Source organism: Paraburkholderia sartisoli (assembly GCF_900107685.1).
In the GTDB taxonomy this organism is placed as follows: Bacteria; Pseudomonadota; Gammaproteobacteria; order Burkholderiales; family Burkholderiaceae; genus Paraburkholderia; species Paraburkholderia sartisoli.
On record NZ_FNRQ01000002.1, the window covers coordinates 873,205 to 893,053 of the forward strand.

The window sequence follows — 19,849 nt, forward strand, 5'->3', positions numbered from 1 at the left end:
GTGGCCGCGCCCGGCATGCACCGGGCGGAAGCGCCGGGTTGCCGTTCGGGGCCCGCCTGTGCTGAGCTTTTGCGCTCGCCGTCGCAGAGGCGGCCTGCGCGGCGGATGACGTGTCACGGGCGCGCTACCGCCGGATTACCAATGCGTTACCGGCACGCGACGAGCGCGTGAGCGATGCTACTGGCCCGCCGGCCGGGCCAATGCCTGCGGGGGAGTCGGCAGACTGCCCGAACTGGCTGCCGCAGCCGGGTTGCCCTGCGTAACCGGCGGCGGATCCGTCACGAACCCGATGCGCTCGAGGCCGGCCTGCTGCGCCGCGCCCATCACCTGGGCGATCGTTTCGTAGCGCGTCGAGCGTTCGGCGCGCAGATGGATTTCCGGCTGGTCCGCGCGCTTGCCGGCTTCGGCGAATCTCGTGCGCAACTGGTCGAGCGTGAGCGGCGTGCTGTCCCAGTAGAGCTTGCCGGCGGCGTCGATGGAAAGGGAAATGGTTTGCGGCGTCTGCCGCGACGGCGCCGACGCCACCTTCGGCAGATCCAGCTTGATCGCGTGCGTGAAGAGCGGCGCGGTGATGATGAAAATGACGAGCAGCACGAGCATCACGTCGATCAGCGGCGTCATGTTGATGTCCGCCATCGGTGCCGCGGTCTGCTTCCTGTCGAGTCCGCCGAATGCCATATTGATGACCTCCGCGAAAGATGTTCAGGCGCCGCTCGCGGCCGGCGCGCACGCGTAGGCGTGCAGGTCGTGCGCGAAACCGTCGAGTTCTTCCGACAGCTGGCGCACCATGCGTCCGAGCACGTTGTAGGCAAGCACCGCGGGAATCGCGACCACGAGACCGAACGCCGTCATGATCAGCGCCTCCCCGACTGGCCCCGCAACGTTTTCGATCATGGCCTGCCCGCTCGCGGCGATGCTGCCGAGCGCGTGATAGATGCCCCACACGGTGCCGAGCAGTCCGACGAAAGGCGCCGTGCTGCCGACCGACGCGAGTAGCACCTGGCCGAATTCCAGACGACGCTGCGACGCGGCAAGCGCCTGGCGCAACGCGCGCAGCACGCGCTCGCTGCGCTCGACCTGGCCCAGCAGCGCGCCAGGTATGTCGGCTTCGGCGGCATGCAGCGCGGCTTCAGCCAGCGGCGCGAAAACGCGTTCGCGATCCGCGATCCGGATTGCGGCGACGCCATCCGACAAGGTCCGCGCCTGCCAGAACAGCGCGACGGCGCGCGGCCCCTGACGCTTCGCGCGGCCGAGCACCCAGCTTTTCACGATCAGGAAACACCAGCTCGCCACCGACATCGCCAGCAACAGCCACGCGACGCCATGTGTGATCGCGTCGCTGGTCTGCAGATAGTGGTAGATGCCGGTGTTTGCCATCGAGCCTCGCTTCAGGACTGTCGAACGTCGAACCGCCACGAAATGCGCGGATGCTGACGCGGGTTTTAGCGCAGGCCGAGTACGTCCTGCATGTCGAAGAAACCGCTCGGGTGAGCGTCGAGGAAGCGCACCGCGCGTAGCGCGCCCTGCGCGTACGACAGACGGCTCGCCGATTTGTGCGTGATCTCGATACGCTCGCCGATGCCGGCAAAGAGCACCGTGTGGTCGCCGACAATGTCGCCGCCGCGGATCGCAGAAAAGCCGATCGTCGACGGATCGCGCTCGCCCGTCACGCCTTCACGGCCGTACACCGCGCACGCATCGAGATCGCGGCCGAGCGCGTCGGCGATGACCTCGCCCATCATGAGCGCGGTGCCCGACGGCGCGTCGACCTTGTGCCGGTGATGCGCCTCGATGATTTCGATGTCGTAGCCGGTCGCGAAATGGCGCGCCGCGAATTCGAGCAGCTTCAGCGTGACGTTCACGCCGACGCTCATGTTCGCCGCGAACACCACGCCCGTCTTCTCGCCGGCGGCACGTAGCTGCGCTTTCTGCGCGTTGTCGAAACCGGTCGTGCCGATCACGAGTTTCACGTTGTGGCGCAACGCGGCGTCGACGTGCGTCATCGTGCCGGCCGGGCGCGTGAAGTCGATCAGATAGTCGGCTTCGGCGAAAACGCGGTCGATGTCGTCAGTCAGGAGAACCCCCGTCGACTTGCCGAGGAACGCACCGGCGTCCTGGCCCAGTTGCGGGTGACCGGCGCGCACGAGCGCGCCTGCGAGCGTCGCGTCGGCGTCGTTCAGAACGGTTTCGATGAGCATGCGGCCCATCCGGCCCGACGCTCCAGCAATGGCAATTTTCATCGGCAACTCATGAGCAACAGGGCGGCGGATGGATGGAGCGCGCGAACAAAAACGCCCTCTCCACGCCATCAAACCGCGGAAAAACTGGAAAAGGCCAGCGGCGCGGCGACCGGACCTGGACTCGCTTCACGCCTGCGGCGCCGGCCGCGCGGGACGCCGTTGCACAACGCCAGGCCCGGCAAACCCCGCACACACGAGCAAGCCAGCTCACGCGACAGCACTTCGCGAGCCCGGCCCGCAAAGTGACAGACAGTATGGCTAGCCGCCCGTTCCCGTCGATGCCGATGCCGGTGCTGGCGCGCTGCTTTGCGGACCGACCGGACCCACCGGGTTCTCGGACGGCGCGTTCGGGTTGGGCGGCGGCGGCGGACGGTGGAACTGGAATTGCGGCGTGACCGGCGTGCCCGCGTTCGGCGGCAGGCCTGCCGAAGGCGGCGTGCCCGCACGCACCGAAGGCGTCGTTTTACCTGTCGGCGCCTGAACGGCGTCGGTCGCGCGGTTCGCGGCTTGCGCAGCCTGCTCGTTCGCAGCCGTCGAAGGCAATGCGGCCGCGGCGGTCGCGTCGGTTGCAGCGGGCGAACGCGTCGTGTCGACGGTCACCGGCGCCGGCGCCGAAGCGGCGGCAGCCGCGACCGGCGCACTCGCGCCCGTTGCGCCACTCGCCACGACCGGCGCGACGGCGACCTTCTTGCCGGTGCGGTCGCCATCGATATCGGCGAGCAGTTCGAGGTTGGACGGCAGATCGTCGCCACCCGACCAGCTCGCGACGCGGTCATCCGCGAACATCACGATGAAGTCGCGCTGCTGCACGATCGCGGTCGAACCGCGCTTGAAATAGAACAGGTAGTCCCAGCGATCGGCGTGGAACATGTCGGTCAAAAGCGGCGTGCCGAGTAGCTGGCGCACTTCCGCGCGCGACATGCCGACCTTCATTTGCGCTGCTGCTTCGCTCGAAACGAAGTTGCCCTGCACGACAGTAATCCGGTACGGCGTAATGCTTTGCGCAATACGCTGCGTGAGGCTGTCGTACGTGGAACATCCAGCAAGAACCGCTACAGCCGCAGCAGCGATCAAGGTACCCCGCATGCGGCTCCCCCGGTAGATCAATTGAGATTTTGAAATCATTTCACTCACCGTGCGGGCTTGCTGGCAAGCCGCGCGAGTTTCTGTCGAAGATGACCTGAACAGCAATTCACATTACTATTAGAACCCTGCATTGTACTCTAGGGACTCGCCGTCATGACCAATCCAACCGATCTCAAGAACATCGGGCTTAAGGCGACCCTACCGCGCCTCAAAATTCTCGAAATCTTCCAGCATAGCCCCGTGCGCCACCTGACTGCCGAAGACGTCTATCGCAACCTGCTGCACGAGGAACTCGATATCGGGCTTGCCACGGTGTACCGCGTGCTCACGCAGTTCGAGCAGGCCGGCCTGCTGTCGCGCAGCAATTTCGAATCCGGCAAGGCAGTTTTCGAGCTGAACGAAGGGACGCATCACGACCACCTCGTCTGCCTCGATTGCGGCCTCGTCGAAGAGTTTTTCGACCCCGAAATCGAAAGCCGCCAGCAAGCGATCGCGAAAGAGCGCGGCTTCAAGTTGCAGGAACATGCGCTCGCGCTGTACGGCGCATGCACGAAGGAAAACTGCCCGCATCGCAAGCACTGATCGGGATTCACCGCATCCGCGACGACAAAGACAGCAAAAGGCCCGGTTGGCAAGTCTGCCAACCGGGCCTTTTCATAACCGCGTGCGATGCTCAGGTTTCAGTCTCCGCAATCCGCTCGTCCTGCATTTCGAGCCGCCACGGCTCCGCCAATGCGATCTCGTCGCAATTGGGCGCATCACCGCCGCGATCGATCACCACGAAATCGCTGACGCGCCCGAGCGCCAGCAGCGGATGGTGCCAGACGCCTTTCGCATAGTTGACGCCCTGCCAGCCTTCTGTCCAGAAGGCGCGCATCCGCGCCACGTCGAACTTGCCCGCTGGCGCGACGACGATCACGTAGCGCGCGTCGCTCAACGGAAGAAAAGCCTGACTGCCAAGCGGATGCCGCTCCATCATCCTGACCTCCAGCGGCCACGCGCGCGGCTGCCCGCGAAACACGTTGATCAACGGCCGGCCGCCATCGCCACCGATATCGACGGTCGCCAGATCGTGAAAGCGTTCCGTCGTGCCACCGTTGATCGGGAAATGACGGGCGCCGTCCAGTTCGATCACGTCGCCGAACGGCGCGAAGGCTTCTCGCGTCAGGCGGGTTATTCGCAGTGTCTTCATGACCGCCTCTCCGTTACGTTATCTCGCCCCACAGGCGCAGCCGCGACACGCCGCCATCGGGATAGATGTTAAAGCGCACGTGCGTTACGGGTCCGAGCGCGGCGAGCTGTTCGCTGAACGTATGGACGTGGTCCATCTTCAGCGACTGCTCGGGCAACAGCACCGGCCAGAACATCGCCTGCGTGACGAGCGAATCGTCGGTGCCACCCGCCACCGTCGCCGCCTGCAGCGAGCAGCGGTCCGGGAAATTGCCCTTGAAATGCGCGGTATCGACTTCGACGCGGCGGATCGTCCCCGGCTTTGCGAGCGCGACGATGGCCCAGTCGTTACCCGGCTCGCGGCGACGCCGCGTTTCCCATCCGTCGCCCATGTTGACGCCACGTCCGGGCATCAGGATCGTCGACGCGGGCCCGAAATGCTGGTTGTTCGCGGCGACCAGATACGCGCCATTTTCGATCGCGGCGAGATCGATCAGGCCACCGCGTTCGACGGTGCTCCAGTCGCGCTTCGGCTGGCCGTACACACGCAGACGCGCGAGGCCGCCATCCGGATAGAGATTCACGCGCAGATGCGTGAATGCGCGCGCGTCGCTCACTTCGACGTAGTGATGCTGGTTGCCCTGCAATGTCATCGCCGGCACGAGCACTTGCCAGTCCGCGTTATCCGGCGGTGTTTCGCCGTCGACGTGACAGGCCTCGATCGAAGCCGCCGGCGGAAAATTGCCGGTGAAGTGGCTCGTGTCGAGATCGACGCCATGCACGACACCCGGACGCGCGAGCCGCACCACGCAGTGATCGTGACCGGTGGTGCGCTTGCGGCGCGTTTCCCAGCCGTCCATCCATTTGCCGTTGTCGTCGTACTTGCCCGGGATGAACACCGCCGGCTGCGGATCGAGCATGCGTTCCTTCGGCGCGAAGAATTCGTCGCTGGCGAAGAGCGCCTTCGCGCCCAGACGCGGATCGGCGAGATTCATGTAGCGGCGCGTGAAAGCGGGGGCGTTGGGGTCGAGAACTGGATTAGCCATGATGGGGTTCGTCTGCCTGATGGATCGGGTTATAAAAGCCGGCGGCCGCGTAGCGCGCCGGCCTGGTCAGATTGCGTGCGCCGGCTCGCCGGATGCGGGGTGCGGGGCACTTTCGGCGCCTGCCGGAACGAAACGCAGCTCGGCGTCCTGATTCAGCACGCGCCGCGCGCGCGCCTTGTCGATATCGTTTTCCCACACGGCCACGACAACCGTGGCCACGCAGTTGCCGATCAGGTTGGTCAGCGCGCGGGCGATCCCGACGAACCAGTCGACCGGCAGAATCAGCACGAGGCCAAGCACCGGAATCGCGGGAATCGCGGAGAGCGTCGCGGCGAGAATCACGATCGCGGAACCCGGAATGCCGTGCGCGCCCTTCGACGTCACCAGCGAAACCAGCACCACGACGATCAGATCGTGGATCGACAGCGGCGTATTCGTCGCCTGCGCAATGAAAATCACCGCGAGCGTCAGATAGATCGAGAAGCCGTCGAGGTTGAACGAATAACCGGTCGGAATCACGAGCCCGACGGTCGAATCCTTCACGCCCATCCATTCGAGTTTGCGCATGACCTGCGGCAGCACCGCATCCGACGAAGCCGTGCCCAGCACGATCGACAGTTCCTCGCGCAGATAGCGGATCAGCTTGAACACGTTGAAGCCCGCAAGCCGCATCACGATGCCGAGCACGACCGCGACGAACACGATGCAGCTCGCGTAGAACACGATCACCAGCATGCCGAGCTGCTTGAGCGACTCAACGCCGTAGGTGCCGGTCGTGAATGCAATCGCGCCGAGCACGCCGAGCGGCGCGAGCTTGATGATGAAACCCATCACACGGAAAAAGACCTGCGCGAGTTCGTCGATCAGGTTGCCCACCCGCTGCGCCTTTTCACCAAGCAGTGAAAGCGCCGAGCCGAACAGCACCGAGAACACGAGGATTTGCAGGATGTCGCCCTTTGCGAACGCATCGGTGGCGGTTTCGGGGATGATCTTCAGCAGGAACGCGGCCGTGTCCTTCAGGCTCTTCGCGTGCTCGGTGTAGGTCGAGAGCGACGCGGCATCGAGCGAATGCAGATTGATGTTCATGCCGACGCCGGGCCTCGTCGCGTAAGCCAGCACCGCGCCGATCAGGAGCGCGATCGTCGTCATGATTTCGAAGTAGACCACCGCCTTCAGGCCGACGCGGCCCACTTTCTTCAGGTCGCCCGCATGCGCCATCCCGCCGACGACCACGCAGAACACGATCGGACCGATCACCATCTTGATCAGCTTGAGGAAGCCGTCGCCGAGCGGCCTCAATGACTGCGCGAAATGGGGAAACAACGCGCCGATCACGATGCCCGCCACCAGCGCGATCACCACCCGGCCAAACAGCGAATTGAAAAACTTCAACACGGCTTTCTCCTGGTTCCGGTTCAACTGTTCATACTGGTCCGACCAGTACGGTTATGACAAATAGTAGGAATTCGATATAGTTGAGTCAAGGAAAGATGCGCCGGTGTTTACCCGTGCGACGTGGCTGATTTTTATTGCCGCCGCGCGCAGGGTTGTCAATGTCCGCTGCAGCCGTTCGCCGCACGGACTACAATACTGGTCAGACCACGCCCATCCATAAAATCAGATGAAAAACGTTCCGCATACCGTCACTGATGCCGCGATTGCCACGATTCGCGAACGGATCGAGGGCGGCGCGTATCCGGTGGGCAGTCTTTTGCCGGCGCAGCGGCAGTTGTCGGAGGAACTGGCGATCAGCCGTGCATCGTTGCGCGAAGCGCTGTCGACGCTCGAGGCGCTCGGCCTGCTGACGATCAAACCCGGCAAGGGCGTGTACGTGGAAAGCACGCAGGCGCAAGCCGGTGGACATCCGTGGCGTTTTGCGGAGCAGTCGTCATTGCCGGACACGTATCAGATGCGTTTCGCGCTCGAGGGCTTTGTCGCACGCATGGCGGCGCTCGCGGTCAGCGACAGCGACATCGAGTGGTTCGAGGACAATATCGCCGCGCTGCAGGGCGCGCTGGCCGCAGCCGAGCTCGACGAGGCGGCGCAACTCGACTTCGAGTTCCATATGCGGATGGTGAGCATCGCCGGCAACGCGGCGATCGAATCGATCCTGCGCAGCAGCGCGGACATCATGAAGGAAAGCCAGCGCATGCCCTTCTACCGGCGCGAACTGGTGCTGACGACGTATCACGAGCATCGCGCCATTCTCGACGCGCTCAAGGCGCGTGACGCCGACGCCGCCGGCAAGGCGATAGAGGCGCATATTGCGAACGCCGCGCAGCGCGCCGGCGTGTATTTCCCGACGCCGTGAAGCTGGACGCGAACGGTGGGTGCGTGACAACGCGCCATCCGATGCGAACGCCCATGAAAAAACCGCTCCGGAGAGCGGTTTTTTCATGCCTGACGCGGGTAACGCGACGCGTGACGTCGCGCGTTCCGCCTGGTGCTTTATCTCGCGCTTTTACTTCGCGTTAGCCAGCGCCACAGCCGTATCCAGCATGCGGTTCGAGAAGCCCCACTCGTTGTCGTACCAGCTCGACACCTTCACGAGACGGCCCGACACCTTCGTCAGCGTCGAGTCGAACGTCGACGAAGCCGGGTTGTGGTTGAAGTCGATCGAAACGAGCGGCGCGGCGTTGTAGCCGAGGATGCCCTTCAGCGCGCCTTCCGACGCTTCCTTCATGATCGCGTTCACTTCCTCGACGGTCGTGTCGCGCTTCGCGATGAACGACAGGTCGACGATCGACACGTTGATCGTCGGCACGCGGATCGCGTAGCCGTCGAGCTTGCCGTTCAGTTCCGGCAGCACGAGGCCGACCGCCGATGCCGCGCCCGTCTTCGTCGGGATCTGGCTGTGCGTGGCCGAGCGCGCGCGACGCAGGTCTTCGTGATACACGTCCGTCAGCACCTGGTCGTTCGTGTACGCGTGAATCGTCGTCATCAGGCCGTTTTCGAGGCCGATCCTGTCGTTCAGCGGCTTCACCAGCGGTGCGAGGCAGTTCGTCGTACACGATGCGTTCGAAATGACCGTGTCCGACGCCTTCAGCACGTGATGGTTCACGCCGTAGACGATCGTCGCGTCGACATCCTTGCCGCCCGGTGCCGAGATGATCACCTTCTTCGCGCCAGCCTTGATGTGCGCGCCGGCCTTTTCCTTCGTCGTGAAGAAGCCCGTGCATTCCATCACGACGTCGACCTTCAGTTCCGCCCACGGCAGTTCTGCCGGGTTGCGGATAGCCAGCACGCGGATCTTGTCGCCGTTCACGACGAGGTTCTCGCCGTCGACCGTCACTTCGCCCGGGAACTTGCCGTGCGCCGTGTCGTACTGCGTCAGGTGGGCGTTCGTGTTGGCATTGCCCAGATCGTTGATGGCGACGATTTCGATATCGTGCTTCTTGCCGTTTTCATAGAAGGCGCGCAGCGTGTTGCGGCCGATCCGGCCGTAGCCGTTGATTGCGACGCGAATCGTCATGGTCTATCTCCTGATTCCTGATGGCTAAAAAAATACGTTCATCGATGCAGGTTTCGCCGCCGCGTCGAACCTGTACGCGTGCGGCGAAACGAAACGCCAGCGTCAGCCGAGAGTCTTCTTCGCCGTTTCCACGACGTGCTCGACGGTGAAGCCGAAGAACGGGAACAGCACGTTGGCCGGTGCGGACTCGCCGAACACGTCGATGCCCACCACGCCGCCTTCGAGACCGACATACTTGCGCCAGAAATCCGTCACCCCTGCTTCGATCGCGACGCGGCGCACGCCTTGCGGCAGCACGCGCTCACGATATGCGGCATCCTGCTGGTCGAACACGGTCGTGGACGGCATCGACACCACGCGTGCCCCGATACCAGCCTGCGCCAGCGGCTCGATCGCCTTCAGCGCCAGTTCGACTTCCGAACCCGTGGCGATCAGGATGATCTTGCGCGCGGGGATTTCGTCGTTCCAGTCGCGCAGCACGTAGCCGCCCTTCGCGATGTTCGCGATCTGCGCATCCGTGCGCTCCGAGAACGCGAGGTTCTGGCGGCTGAAGATCAGGCAGGACGGACCGTGGTGCTCGACGGCCTGCGTCCACGACACCGCTGTTTCGACGGTATCCGCCGGACGCCACACCTGCATGTGCGGAATCATGCGCAGGCTCGAGACGTGCTCGATCGACTGGTGCGTCGGACCGTCTTCGCCGAGGCCGATCGAATCGTGCGTGAACACGAAGATCGACGGCGCCTTCATCAGCGCGGCGACGCGCAACGCATTGCGGCTGTAGTCGGAAAACGTGAGGAACGTGCCGCCGAATGCCTTGAAGCCGCCATGCACCGCGATGCCGTTGATCGCCGCGCTCATGCCGAATTCACGCACGCCGTAGTTCACGTAGTTGCCGGCTGCGCCGTTCTCGCCGACGCGCACGTACTTCGCGGCCTTCCAGTTCGTCAGGTTCGAGCCGGTCAGGTCGGCCGAGCCGCCCAGCAGTTCCGGCAGCACGGCCGACAGACCTTCGATGGCCTGCTGCGACGCCTTGCGGGTCGCGACGGTTTCAGCCCGTTCGTTCGCCCCGGCGATGATCGCCTGCGCCTTTTGCGCCCAGTCGGCCGGCAATTGCTTCGACATGCGGCGCTCGAAGTCGGCGGCTTCCTGCGGATACTTCGCGCGATAGGCGGCGAACGCCTTGTCCCACTCGCCTTCGATCTTCGCGCCCGATTCCTTCGCGTCCCACGCTGCGTAGACTTCCGGCGGAATCACGAACGGCTCGTAGTTCCAGCCGATCTTCGCGCGCGTGGCCGCGATTTCCTTGTCGCCGAGCGGCGCGCCGTGCGCGTCGTGGCTGCCGGCCTTGGTCGGCGCACCTTCGCCGATCACGGTCTTGCAGCAGATCAGCGTCGGCCTGTCCGACTGCTTGGCTTGTTTGATGGCTGCGTCGACCGCTTCGACGTCGTGGCCGATCACGCCCGGAATCACGTTCCAGCCGTACGCTTCGAAGCGCTTCGGCGTGTCGTCGCGGAACCAGTGGATGACTTCGCCATCGATCGAGATGCCGTTGTCGTCGTAGAACGCGATCAGCTTGTTCAGCTTCAGCACGCCTGCGAGCGAACACGCTTCGTGCGAGATGCCTTCCATCAGGCAGCCGTCGCCGACGAACACGTACGTGCGGTGATCGACGATCTTCGCGTCGGGCTTGTTGAATTCATTCGCGAGCAGCGATTCGGCGAGCGCCATGCCGACTGCATTCGCCAGACCCTGGCCGAGCGGGCCGGTCGTGGTCTCGACACCCGGCGTGATGCCGTATTCCGGGTGACCCGGCGTCTTCGAATGCAACTGACGGAAGTTCTTCAGCTCTTCCATCGGCAGGTCGTAGCCGGTCAGATGCAGCAGCGAATACAGCAGCATCGAACCGTGACCGTTCGACAGCACGAAGCGGTCGCGGTCGAACCATTGCGGATTCTTCGGGTTGTGGCGCAGATGGCGCGACCACAGCGCAACGCCGATCTCGGCCATGCCCATCGGCATGCCCGGGTGACCGGAGTTGGCTTTCTGAACGGCATCCATGGCCAGCGCGCGAATTGCGTTGGCCATCTGGGAGGTGGGTGCGGGAGACGAGGTCGTCATGTCGAGTCCGGAGAACGAGTCCAAAAAGCGGGGCGCAGGCGCGGTCCGGAAGCTCGACGGCCAGAGTGCTCCGACGCACGATGCGGCGCCGGGAGACGCGAAACGGGCAGAGCAAACGGACAAGGCAGCAAAGCGTCACATTCTAACAGATCGTCACCGTTTACCCGGCCTGAAGGCGCCCGGAGAGGCAAGTTTCGCCTTGGGTTCGACCACAGCGATCGTTTAGGGTTGGGGGCCGGAAACCGGCTGTCATCGTGGCTCGCGCGGGCCGGCTGGCGCGACTGGATGCGCACCGGCTCCTCCACCGGCCCCTCTATAATCGGGCCATCGAGACCCACTGCGCCCGCGAGGCGCATCTGTCATCCGTGAACGCTGCGCTTCTCTTCCATCCCGCGCCCGACGCGGTCTACGGCTTTCCTGGCGCGCGCCGCCTCGCGAGCGTGGATTCGCCGTTCCAGCACGTCGAGGTGTGGGACACGCCGCAACTCGGCCGGCTTTTCACGCTGGACGGGCGCCCGATGACCTCGACCGGTGACGAATTCATCTATCACGAGTGCATGGTTCACCCCGCCGCGCTCACGCACCCCGCGCCGCGCGCGGCGCTGGTGCTGGGCGGCGGCGACGGTGGCGCCGCGCGCCAGTTGCTGCGGCACCGGGAAATCCGCCGGATCGTGGTCGCCGAACTGGACGCCGAAGTCGTGCGGCTCACGCGCGCGCACCTGCCCGAAGTGCATGGCGGCGCGTTCGACGACCCGCGCGTCGAACTGGTGATCGGCGACGCCGCCCGCTATGTCGAGACAGCCAGTGAACGGTTCGATCTCATCGTCTTCGATCTGACGCCGCCGGACTCGCCCGCTGCCGGTCTCTACACCACGGCCTTCTACGCAGCCCTCAAACGCGTGATGACGCCTGACGCGGTGTTGTCGCTCCATCTCGGTTCGCCGTATTTTCATGCGCCGCGTATTGCAGGGCTGCTGCGCGACCTGCGTGCCGCATTCAGGGTCGTGCGCACGATGGGCGCGTTCGTGCCGCTGTACGGATCGCAATGGCTGATGGCAACCGCCAGCGACCTCCTCGATCCCGCGGCAGCCGCTGCAGTCGAAGCTTGCGGCACGCGGCTTGCGGATCGCCAGATCGAAGGCCTGCGTTTTTATGACGCGACCGTGCATGCGAGCCTCTTCGCCGCAGCCCGCGCGGCGCGCGATAAACTCGGGCCATGACTCGCGTCGTCGTCATGCCAGCGCGGAACGGCGAGCCAGTCCGGCACAATGCGCGAGGGTTCGCGCGCGTTCCGGCTTCATCCCGTTCACCCGACGATCATCAATCGCCACGGAGAAATCCATGACCGCCCCTCGCCCAGCCGGTGTGCCCTGGTTGACCCCTTACATGACGGTGCGTGACGCGCGCGTCACGATTGCCTTTTTCGAAGCTGCGTTCGGCTTCGCCGTGCGTGACAGCGTGAACGACGACGGCGCGATCATGCACGTCGAGATGACGTATCAAGGCCAGCTGATCGTCATGTTCGCGCCCGAAGGCGGATTCGGCTCGACGGCAAGGACGCCGAAAAGCGCGGGCGCCATCGCGCCGCAATCGTTCTATCTCTATGTCGACGACGTCGACGCTGTGTATGCCCGCGCGATCGCGGCGGGAGCGAAGTCGCTGAGCGAGCCTGAAGACCAGTTCTGGGGAGACCGCTTCGCCCAGATCGAGGATCTGGACGGCTACCGCTGGGCGCTCGCGCGCCATCTTTCATGAACCGGAGACCCTTTTCCCGATGCCCCGTTTTTTCGTCGACATGCCGCTTCGAACCGGCAACGTCGAGCAACTGCCGGATGACGTCGTTCGACACATCCAGGTGCTGCGCCTGCAGACAGGCGATCCGATTGCGCTCTTCAACGGCGAAGGCGGCGAGTACGTCGCCGAACTCGTCGACATCGAACGTCGCTCGGTCACGGCGAAGATCGCCGGCTTTCGCGATATCGACGTCGAGCCGCCCTATCGGCTGACGCTCGCGCAGGGCATCGCGGGCGGCGACAAGATGGACTGGCTGATCGAGAAAGCCGTCGAACTGGGCGCATCGGGTTTCGTGCCGCTCACGGCCGCGCGCAGCGTCGTGCGTCTTTCGGGTGAGCGCGCGCAACGCCGGAACGCACACTGGCAGGGGATCGTGCGCGCATCGTGCGAGCAGTGCGGACGCAACCGTCTGCCCGACGTGGCGCCCGTCAGCGACTTCGCGGCGTGGCTTGAGGCGTTGCCCGGAACGCCTGCGCACGATGAGCTCAGGCTGCTGCTTTCGCCGCGCGGCAGCATCGCGTTTTCCGCGCTGCCCGTCGAGCCGCCGCAAGGGCGCGTCATTGTTTTGATCGGACCGGAAGGCGGATTGTCGATGGATGAAGAGACGGCCGCCGTGGATCAAGGCTTCACGCCTGTCGGCCTCGGCCCGCGTGTGCTGCGCACGGAAACCGCGGGCATTGCCATGCTGGCTGCGCTGGCCGCGCGCTGGGGCGGGTGGTAACCGGCTGGTAACGCATTGCGCGGTTGCCTGGTTGTGGATTCGCAAAAACCCGCGCGCCAAAGACACAGCCCGCCAGATGGCGGGCTGTGTCTTTGTTACCGATGCGCTCGAGGTACGCGGTTCAGGCCTCGGGTTTCATGACCGCACGCAACATCATGCGAACGAGTAGAACACGCGGAAGGCGACCTTGCGTTCTGCCCAGAATTCCGCGGCTTCGCGAAACACGTCGAGGAGGGTCTCGCGGCCTTCCTTGTCGAATTTCTGCGCCACCGGGAGTGCCTCGAGCACGATCACAAAACCAGGTTGCGGACCCGCCTTCGCGACCAGATCGGTCAGGCAATCATAAAGCGCATCGTAATTCTTGCCGAAGTGCTTCGGAAACATGAACGAAGTCGCGATCGTTTCCATGACTTCCTGTTTGCTCTGCGCATTGCCGCAGCAGGCATAAAGAAAATGCTGCTCCAGCTGGGTCGCCTCGTCAGCAAGATCCTGCACGCGAAACGCGCGGATCGACTGTACGATGTTCGGTCGTACGGTCTTGAAAAGACTCATGGGGCCCTCGTTCGATGAAAGCACAGTGGTGGCTTCGCTCTGGGTATCCTGGCCGGGCCCGGCACTGCGCATCTGCATGACGCGCTGGAACAGATTGCCGCTACCGGCCGCGAAAAGATCCGTCGCGACTGTGGAGTCGTGCGCGTAGACGTTGTCGCTCATGCTGTTCATCCCGATGTCATTCAACAATACGTTTAAAACTCGTGTAATGGTCGTCGGAGTAGTAACAGTTGTCGGTTCGCTGTAGCGGGCCGCCGCAGACGATGCGGCGTGCGCCCCGATTGCGGGCGCGAGGCGTGGGAACGGTGTATTCGTGGTAATAACCGCGTTTGTGCGGCGACAGCAACCGCTCGCGATTGCCGAATACGATGCCGTCCTTCTCATACGGGTAAGGCCCGCCTGCTGCAATCAAGTTCAAAGTATTGACTGCTTCCCGCGGCAATTGCGTCACCGCAATGGTGCCCTGCGCCTGATCGGTGGACGGCGTTGCGGTGTCGCGCGCAAAGGCGCCAGGAGCGACACTCCCGCACAGGCTGACGACGATCAGGGCGGCTGGGAGCACGCCTTTGCGGAGCCATTTGCGTGCCATGAACCAGAATTCCCGCTGTTAGATCACGAGTTCGACGACCATGAAAGGTGTAAGGGTATCGCTAATGGCCCCTGGAATCAATGCGCGATCGGCCAGCCGGGGACGCCACTGAAGCGCAAACGCCCCACTGGCGCGCCTTCCACCGGCTTTTGTGGCAGCCAGATTAATGCCGTCCGTATCTGGAACAATCAGGGTGCGACCGGTACGGACTTGATCGGGAAGGTGCGCCTGGTCATGCGTCAGAAGACGCAGGTACAGGCGCCGGCGCCGGAGCAAAGCCTGCCCTGCATGCCCTGCGGCACGGCGCGCCCATCGCTGACGCGCCGTTTGCAGTGGTAAATATTACCGGGCCGCGATCACGTCAGCCACCAGCAGCGCCGCCATGTTGACGATACGCCGCACCGTCGCCGAAGCGGTCAGCACGTGTACCGGTTGTGCCGCGCCGAGCAGCATCGGGCCGATCGCGATGTTGTTGCCCGCGGCGGTCTTCAGCAGGTTGTACGAGATGTTGGCCGCATCGATGTTCGGCAGGATCAGCAGGTTCGCCTCACCTTCGAGCGTCGAGTCGGGCAGCACTTCGCGGCGCAGGTTCGCGTCGAGCGCGACGTCGCCATGCATCTCGCCGTCGATCTGCAGATCCGGGGCGCGCTCACGCACGAGCGCCAGCACTTCGCGCATCTTCTGTGCGGACGGCGCGTGGCTCGTACCGAAGTTCGAATGCGACAGCAGCGCGATCTTCGGCTCGATACCGAAACGGCGCACTTCTTCAGCCGCCATCACCGTGATTTCGGCGAGCTGTTCAGGCGTCGGGTCGACGTTCACGTGCGTATCGACGATGAAGATCTGCCGGCCTGGCAGGACGAGCGCGTTCATCGCGGCGTAGACCGTGCTGCCTTCCTTCTTGCCGATCACCTGATCGATGAAGTGCAGGTGGCGGTGCGTCGTGCTGATCGTGCCGCAGATCATGCCGTCCGCCTCGCCCTTCTTCACCAGCATCGAGCCGATCAGCGTCGTGCGGCGGCGCATTTCGAGCTTCGCCATCTGCTCGCTGATGCCCTTGCGCGACATCATCTTGTAGTAGGTCTGCCAGAAATCGCGATAGCGCTCGTCGTGGTCGGTGTTCACCACGGTGTAATCCTGGCCGGCGACGAGGCGCAGGCCATAACGCGTGATGCGCTGTTCGATCACCGCCGGACGGCCGATCAGGATCGGCTTCGCGAGCTTTTCGTCGACGACGATCTGGACCGCACGCAGCACGCGCTCTTCTTCGCCCTCCGCGAACACGATGCGCTTCTTCTCCGGCTCGACGCCGCGCGCGACCTGGAAGATCGGCTTCATCGTCGTGCCGCTGTGATACACGAACTGCTGCAGATGCTGCTCGTACGCGTCCATGTCCTCGATCGGACGGGTTGCGACGCCCGAATCCATCGCGGCCTTCGCGACTGCCGGCGCGATCTTGACGATCAGACGCGGATCGAACGGCTTTGGAATCAGGTATTCCGGACCGAACGACAGGTCCTGGATGCCATAGGCGGTCGCGACGACGTCGCTCTGCTCCTGACGCGCCAGTTCAGCGATCGCATTGACCGCGGCGATTTCCATCTCGCGCGTCACCGTCGTCGCGCCCGCGTCGAGCGCGCCACGGAAGATGAACGGGAAGCACAGAACGTTGTTGACCTGGTTCGGGTAATCGGTGCGGCCCGTACACAGCACCGCATCCGGACGCACTTCGAGCGCGAGTTCCGGCAGGATTTCCGGTGTCGGATTGGCGAGCGCGAGAATCAGCGGCTTGTCGGCCATGCGCTTGACCATGTCCTGCTTCAGCACGCCACCGGCTGAAAGGCCGAGGAAAATGTCCGCGCCGTCGATCGCCTCGCCAAGCGTGCGGGCTCCGGTTTCGCGCGCGAAGCGCTCCTTGTCCGGATCCATCAGCTCGACGCGCCCCTTGTAGACCACGCCGGCCAGATCGGTCACGAGAATGTTTTCGATCGGCAGGCCGAGATCGACGAGCAGATCGAGACATGCGAGCGATGCCGCACCGGCGCCCGAGGCCACGAGCTTCACCTTCGAGATGTCCTTGCCGACGACCTTCAGCCCGTTCGTGATGGCCGCCGCGACGACGATCGCCGTGCCGTGCTGGTCATCGTGGAACACGGGAATCTTCATGCGCTTGCGGCATTCGCGCTCGACGATGAAGCAGTCAGGCGCCTTGATGTCCTCGAGGTTGATGCCGCCGAACGTCGGTTCGAGCGCGCAGATCACCTCGACGAGCTTGTGCGGATCGGATTCGTTGAGTTCGATATCGAACACGTCGATGCCGGCGAACTTCTTGAACAGGACGGCCTTGCCTTCCATCACGGGCTTCGACGCGAGCGGGCCGATGTTGCCGAGACCGAGCACGGCCGTGCCGTTCGTCACGACGCCGACGAGGTTGCTGCGCGCGGTGAAGCGCGCCGCGTTCAACGGGTTCTCGACGATTTCCTCGCACGCGAACGCAACGCCGGGCGAGTACGCCAGCGCGAGGTCGCGCTGGTTGATCATCTGTTTGGTCGGCGCGATCGCGATCTTGCCGGGGGTCGGAAACTCGTGGTAATCGAGGGCCGCTTCGCGAAGTTTGGAATTGACGGGAGTCGACATAAGGCGTGCCTGGAAGTGCAGATTAGAATAGATGTTCGACGCATTGTAGCGCCAATCCCAAAGCCGATTCCTTCAAAAAGGGTACAACTGCCACGACTGAAACAGCGCAAACGCCCGCTGTGCGGTGCAGCAAATGAATCGTCATCGGCCGGATGGCCGGGTTTCGCTGGCCATCCGGCCAGGTCGTCCAGCAGAAACGCGAGCCGTACAATTCATTCGTTCCCGTCGTGCTTCACGAGTCGTCGATTTTCGCTTTGCAGTGAAAATCGTCGGGCTTCTGAACCGCGCCTTACGTTTGCAGGTGGCTTTCGCGGCGCCTTGCTGCTTTACGGATTTTCGCCATGCTTTCCGAGTTTTCACTGATCGACCGTTTCTTCGCGCGCCGCGCGCGCACCACGCCGCGCGCGGCGCTCGGCATCGGCGACGACTGCGCGCTGCTCACGCCGCGCGCCGATGAAATGCTGGCCATTTCGACGGACATGCTCGTCGAAGGCCGCCACTTTCTTGCCGATGTCGATCCTCACGCGTTGGGTCACAAGGCGCTCGCGGTCAATCTGTCCGATCTCGCCGCGATGGGCGCCAAGCCACGCGCCTTCACGCTCGCGCTCGCGTTGCCGCAAGCACGGGAAAGCTGGCTCGGCGCGTTCAGCGAGGGTCTGTTCGAGATCGCGGAGCGCTTCGATTGCGAACTGGTGGGTGGCGACACCACAAGCGGACCGCTCAACATCTGCATCACCGTGTTCGGTGAAGTCCAGCCCCAGCACGCGCTGCGCCGCGACGCCGCGCAACCTGGCGACGACATCTGGATCTCGGGAACGCTCGGCGACGCACGCGCCGGGCTCGGCGTGCTGCGCGGCGAATGGCCGGCCAGCGCCGAAGACACAGCGGCATTTCGGAAGGCGCTCGAAAAGCCGGAACCGCGCGTCGCGCTCGGCATCGCACTGCGCGGACATGCCCGCGCGGCGCTCGACATTTCGGATGGGCTCGCAGGCGATCTGCGTCATATCCTCGAACGGTCGCGCGTGAATGCCCGCGTCGACGCCGATGCGGTTCCCCGCTCCGCCGCGCTTCGGCGGCTTCCGGCCGACGTGCAGCGCCGCTGCACGCTCGCGGGTGGCGACGACTACGAGCTGTGCTTCACCGCGCCGGTGTCCGCGCGCGAAGCAATCGAAGCCGCGGGCAACAGCGTCGCCGTACACGTGACGCGCATCGGTACAATAAGCGCTCTCCAGACCGGCGCGCCTGCCATCATGTGGCACGACGCGGCAGGTACGCCGCTCACCCTGACGTTGCAAGGCTTCGATCATTTCCATGCAGACTGAACCCCCGCTCGGCCCCGCTGACGACCTCACGCCCACGCCCGATCCGGGCGCGCCGCGACCGCGCCGCGCGACGGCGCGCTTCATGTTGTCGCACCCGCTGCATCTCATTTCGCTCGGTTTCGGCAGCGGGCTTTCGCCAGTCGCGCCGGGCACGTTCGGCACGTTGTTCGCGTGGGCGTCGTTCGCGGCGTTCAATCACTATCTGACCGTGATCGAGTGGGGCATCCTGATCGCGGCAGGCTTTTTCGCGGGCATCGGCATTTCGGGTTTCACCGCGAAGCGGCTTGGCATCGAGGACCCGTCGCCCGTCGTGTGGGACGAGATCGTCGCGTTCTGGCTCGTGCTGCTGATGGTGACGCCCGTCACGTTCACCGGCCAGTTGTGGGCGTTTATCGTGTTCCGCTTCTTCGACATGGTGAAGCCGCCGCCCATCCGCTATTTCGATCGCAAGCTGAAAGGTGGTTTTGGCATCATGTTCGATGACCTCGTCGCCGCGTTCTTCACGCTTCTTGTCATCGCGCTCTGGCGCATGTCGGTCTGACCGACGCACGTTACCGGACATACGCATGGCTACCGATTCCGTCGTCCATCAACTTGCGATCCGCGTGGGCAACCGTTTGCGCGACGAACGGCTGATGCTCACTACCGCTGAATCCTGCACGGGCGGCATGGTCGCGACCGCCATGACCGACATCTCCGGCAGCAGCGGCTGGTTCGAGCGCGGTTTCGTCACGTATTCCAATCAGGCGAAGAGCGAGATGATCGGCGTACCCGCCGATCTGATCGACAGGCACGGCGCCGTGAGCGAACCGGTGGCGCGCGCGATGGCCGAAGGCGCGCTGCGCAACAGCCGCGCGCAGGTATCGCTGGCGATCACGGGGGTCGCCGGACCGGGCGGCGGAACGGAAACGAAGCCGGTCGGCATGGTGTCGTTCGGCTGGACGAACCGCCTGCATACGAAAGTCGAGACGGTCGTGTTCAAGGGCGATCGCGACAGAATCCGCGTGCAGGCCGCCGCACACGCGTTGCGCGGCGTGCTTCTGCTGCTCGACGAGCAGGAACGCTAGCCCTTCCTCTCACCGGCAATTTCGCCGGACAA

General features: G+C 64.2%; 20 protein-coding genes. 8 read left to right on the top strand and 12 right to left on the bottom strand.

Annotation, left to right across the window (positions count from 1 at the left end; genetic code table 11):
• Positions 1 to 177: 177 nt before the first annotated feature.
• The 4 genes from BLV45_RS11170 to BLV45_RS11185 all read right to left on the bottom strand — a co-directional run bounded on the left by BLV45_RS11170 (position 178) and on the right by BLV45_RS11185 (position 3,326).
• Positions 178 to 678, bottom strand: coding sequence for an ExbD/TolR family protein (locus tag BLV45_RS11170; protein WP_090532710.1), 501 nt, complete (start codon positions 676 to 678; stop codon positions 178 to 180).
• Positions 679 to 702: 24 nt separating this feature from the next.
• Positions 703 to 1,377 (bottom strand): MotA/TolQ/ExbB proton channel family protein, encoded by a 675-nt coding sequence (locus BLV45_RS11175; RefSeq protein ID WP_090532712.1) that lies wholly within the window; start codon positions 1,375 to 1,377, stop codon positions 703 to 705.
• 65 nt (positions 1,378 to 1,442) lie between these two features.
• Entirely contained in the window at positions 1,443 to 2,240 is a 798-nt protein-coding gene (gene dapB, locus BLV45_RS11180) for a 4-hydroxy-tetrahydrodipicolinate reductase (protein ID WP_090532713.1), read from the bottom strand.
• Between the two features lie 258 nt (positions 2,241 to 2,498).
• Positions 2,499 to 3,326 (bottom strand): outer membrane protein assembly factor BamE, encoded by an 828-nt coding sequence (locus tag BLV45_RS11185; RefSeq protein ID WP_090532716.1) that lies wholly within the window; start codon positions 3,324 to 3,326, stop codon positions 2,499 to 2,501.
• A 153-nt stretch (positions 3,327 to 3,479) separates the two neighbouring features.
• Here BLV45_RS11185 and fur point away from each other — a divergent pair, with 153 nt between their 5' ends.
• Complete coding sequence (fur, locus tag BLV45_RS11190) at positions 3,480 to 3,908, top strand: ferric iron uptake transcriptional regulator (protein WP_090532718.1); 429 nt, start codon at positions 3,480 to 3,482, stop codon at positions 3,906 to 3,908.
• Positions 3,909 to 3,999: 91 nt separating this feature from the next.
• Here fur and BLV45_RS11195 read toward each other — a convergent pair whose 3' ends face one another.
• From BLV45_RS11195 to BLV45_RS11205, 3 genes are all read right to left on the bottom strand, one after another.
• Positions 4,000 to 4,518, bottom strand: a complete 519-nt coding sequence (locus BLV45_RS11195; RefSeq protein ID WP_090532720.1) for an ureidoglycolate lyase — start codon at positions 4,516 to 4,518, stop codon at positions 4,000 to 4,002.
• A gap of 13 nt (positions 4,519 to 4,531) precedes the next feature.
• Positions 4,532 to 5,542: an allantoicase gene (gene alc, locus BLV45_RS11200; RefSeq protein WP_090532721.1), complete on the bottom strand. Its 1,011-nt coding sequence runs from the start codon at positions 5,540 to 5,542 to the stop codon at positions 4,532 to 4,534.
• 66 nt (positions 5,543 to 5,608) lie between these two features.
• Positions 5,609 to 6,937 carry a C4-dicarboxylate transporter DctA gene (locus tag BLV45_RS11205; protein WP_090532722.1) on the bottom strand — a complete coding sequence of 443 codons (1,329 nt, stop codon included), beginning with the start codon at positions 6,935 to 6,937 and terminating at the stop codon, positions 5,609 to 5,611.
• 226 nt (positions 6,938 to 7,163) lie between these two features.
• Between BLV45_RS11205 and BLV45_RS11210 the strand changes: the two genes are divergently transcribed.
• The gene (locus tag BLV45_RS11210) at positions 7,164 to 7,853 is read left to right on the top strand and encodes a FadR/GntR family transcriptional regulator (protein ID WP_090532724.1); all 690 of its coding nucleotides are present in this window, start codon (positions 7,164 to 7,166) and stop codon (positions 7,851 to 7,853) included.
• Positions 7,854 to 8,003: 150 nt separating this feature from the next.
• Here BLV45_RS11210 and gap read toward each other — a convergent pair whose 3' ends face one another.
• Together gap and tkt are read right to left on the bottom strand one after the other, a co-directional pair.
• Positions 8,004 to 9,014 carry a type I glyceraldehyde-3-phosphate dehydrogenase gene (gene gap / locus BLV45_RS11215; RefSeq protein WP_090532726.1) on the bottom strand — a complete coding sequence of 337 codons (1,011 nt, stop codon included), beginning with the start codon at positions 9,012 to 9,014 and terminating at the stop codon, positions 8,004 to 8,006.
• Between the two features lie 102 nt (positions 9,015 to 9,116).
• Entirely contained in the window at positions 9,117 to 11,135 is a 2,019-nt protein-coding gene (gene tkt, locus BLV45_RS11220) for a transketolase (protein ID WP_090532728.1), read from the bottom strand.
• A 365-nt stretch (positions 11,136 to 11,500) separates the two neighbouring features.
• Between tkt and speE the strand changes: the two genes are divergently transcribed.
• The 3 genes from speE to BLV45_RS11235 all read left to right on the top strand — a co-directional run bounded on the left by speE (position 11,501) and on the right by BLV45_RS11235 (position 13,650).
• Positions 11,501 to 12,355: a polyamine aminopropyltransferase gene (speE, locus tag BLV45_RS11225; protein ID WP_090532730.1), complete on the top strand. Its 855-nt coding sequence runs from the start codon at positions 11,501 to 11,503 to the stop codon at positions 12,353 to 12,355.
• Between the two features lie 121 nt (positions 12,356 to 12,476).
• Positions 12,477 to 12,890, top strand: a complete 414-nt coding sequence (locus BLV45_RS11230; RefSeq protein ID WP_090532732.1) for a VOC family protein — start codon at positions 12,477 to 12,479, stop codon at positions 12,888 to 12,890.
• 19 nt (positions 12,891 to 12,909) lie between these two features.
• Entirely contained in the window at positions 12,910 to 13,650 is a 741-nt protein-coding gene (locus BLV45_RS11235; protein ID WP_090532734.1) for a 16S rRNA (uracil(1498)-N(3))-methyltransferase, read from the top strand.
• Positions 13,651 to 13,803: 153 nt separating this feature from the next.
• Here BLV45_RS11235 and BLV45_RS11240 read toward each other — a convergent pair whose 3' ends face one another.
• The 3 genes from BLV45_RS11240 to BLV45_RS11250 form a co-directional block, all read right to left on the bottom strand.
• On the bottom strand, positions 13,804 to 14,364 hold the full coding sequence (locus tag BLV45_RS11240) for a barstar family protein (RefSeq protein ID WP_090532902.1): 561 nt from the start codon (positions 14,362 to 14,364) through the stop codon (positions 13,804 to 13,806).
• A 16-nt stretch (positions 14,365 to 14,380) separates the two neighbouring features.
• On the bottom strand, positions 14,381 to 14,791 hold the full coding sequence (locus BLV45_RS11245; protein WP_090532735.1) for a ribonuclease: 411 nt from the start codon (positions 14,789 to 14,791) through the stop codon (positions 14,381 to 14,383).
• A 342-nt stretch (positions 14,792 to 15,133) separates the two neighbouring features.
• Positions 15,134 to 17,428, bottom strand: coding sequence for an NADP-dependent malic enzyme (locus BLV45_RS11250; protein ID WP_090532737.1), 2,295 nt, complete (start codon positions 17,426 to 17,428; stop codon positions 15,134 to 15,136).
• 341 nt (positions 17,429 to 17,769) lie between these two features.
• On the opposite strand from BLV45_RS11250, the gene thiL reads away from it, so the two are divergent.
• The 3 genes from thiL to BLV45_RS11265 are packed head-to-tail and all read left to right on the top strand — an operon-like array spanning position 17,770 to position 19,817.
• A complete protein-coding gene (gene thiL / locus BLV45_RS11255) occupies positions 17,770 to 18,750 on the top strand; it encodes a thiamine-phosphate kinase (protein ID WP_090532739.1) in 981 nt (326 codons plus the stop codon).
• Positions 18,740 to 19,291: a phosphatidylglycerophosphatase A family protein gene (locus BLV45_RS11260; RefSeq protein WP_176954124.1), complete on the top strand. Its 552-nt coding sequence runs from the start codon at positions 18,740 to 18,742 to the stop codon at positions 19,289 to 19,291. The genes thiL and BLV45_RS11260 overlap by 11 nt, the downstream gene beginning before the upstream one ends.
• Before the next feature lie 25 nt (positions 19,292 to 19,316).
• Positions 19,317 to 19,817: a CinA family protein gene (locus tag BLV45_RS11265; protein WP_090532741.1), complete on the top strand. Its 501-nt coding sequence runs from the start codon at positions 19,317 to 19,319 to the stop codon at positions 19,815 to 19,817.
• Positions 19,818 to 19,849: the final 32 nt, after the last annotated feature.